Below are 1200 nucleotides of genomic sequence, written 5' to 3'. Positions count from 1 at the left end.
ACTGGGCATCGGCGTGGATAAATACCCGCAGGCAATCAGCTTTGTCCCGCAGAATGTAATCGGCACAGCGGCCCACAATTACGCAAGGCCCCTGACCGGCCAGCCGGCTGATGATCTGGTACTGGATTTTCCAGAGATAATCCTCGTTGGTGGGGCCAAAAGTCCGGCTGGACAGGTTGGACAAAAAGCCGCCGGGGGCATACTCCCCCGCTTCCTGTACAAACTTGGCGTCAAATCCGCTTTCCTCGGCAATTTTCTGGATCAATTCACTGTCGTAGCAGGGAATCCCCAGCTGTTCGGCCACCTTTTTGCCAATAGTGCGGCCGCCGCTGCCGAACTCGCGGCTGATGGTGATGACTCTGTTTTTCATGGGAAAAGCTCTCCTTTCTTTCCGAAGGCTCAGGGTGTTTTACCGGGCTTCGGGTACGGTTTTCAGCTGTTTGCGTTCATAGAGAATCAGGCCCAGAGCCAGCACAAAGGCCAGGCCATCTGCCACGGGGCCGGTCCACAGCACCCCTGCAACGCCCAGGAACCGGGGCAGCAGCAAGGCTGCCGGCACAAAAAAGATGATCTGGCGGGACAGCGACAGAATCGCCGACTTGACCGGTTTGCCCACCGCCTGCAGATAGATGGCCGCCACCGTCTGGAAACCGGTGAGCGGGCACAGCAACAGGAAGGTACGGAAAGACCGCACCGCAAATTCGTTGTAGAGCGCATCCTCGGAGCCAAAGAGCGACACCACGCTCATGGGTGCAAACTGGAAGATGCAGAAGCCGATCACTGCAACGATCTCGGACGCCACCAGGGCAATATCAAAGGCTTTGCGCACCCGGTGGTAGTCCTTGGCGCCGTAGTTGAAACCGATGATGGGCTGGGCACCGGTGGAAATACCCACCAGAATGGAGATCAGAATCTGGTTGACCTTTATCACAATGCCCATAGCGGTAAGCGGGATCTCGGAACCGTAGACAGACTGGGCGCCGTAGGACACCAGCAGGTTATTGGACAGCGCCATGACAATTGTAATAGCGATCTGGGTGATAAAGCTGCTGATGCCAAAGCTGAGTACCTGCAGGCAGGTGCGGCGGCGCAAACGCAGATCCCCCAGCGCGATGCGGAAGTTCTTGAACCGGAACAAATACACCACAGACACAATAAAGGTAGCCACCTGCCCCATAACGGTGGCAATGGCGGCGCCGC

At 57.2% G+C, this 1200-nt stretch carries 2 protein-coding genes; both read right to left on the bottom strand.

Annotation, left to right across the window (positions count from 1 at the left end; genetic code table 11):
- A partial coding sequence (locus H6B10_RS14555; protein ID WP_204652254.1) for an AAA family ATPase occupies positions 1 to 370 on the bottom strand: 370 nt, incomplete at its 3' end.
- Positions 371 to 409: 39 nt separating this feature from the next.
- A partial coding sequence (locus tag H6B10_RS14550; protein ID WP_243427409.1) for an MATE family efflux transporter occupies positions 410 to 1200 on the bottom strand: 791 nt, incomplete at its 5' end.

The sequence above is a fragment of the Gemmiger formicilis genome (assembly GCF_016901605.1).
Taxonomy (GTDB): domain Bacteria; phylum Bacillota; class Clostridia; order Oscillospirales; family Ruminococcaceae; genus Gemmiger; species Gemmiger formicilis_B.
Note: the sequence above shows the minus strand (reverse complement) of the source record. Positions and strands in the feature narration are given on the sequence as shown.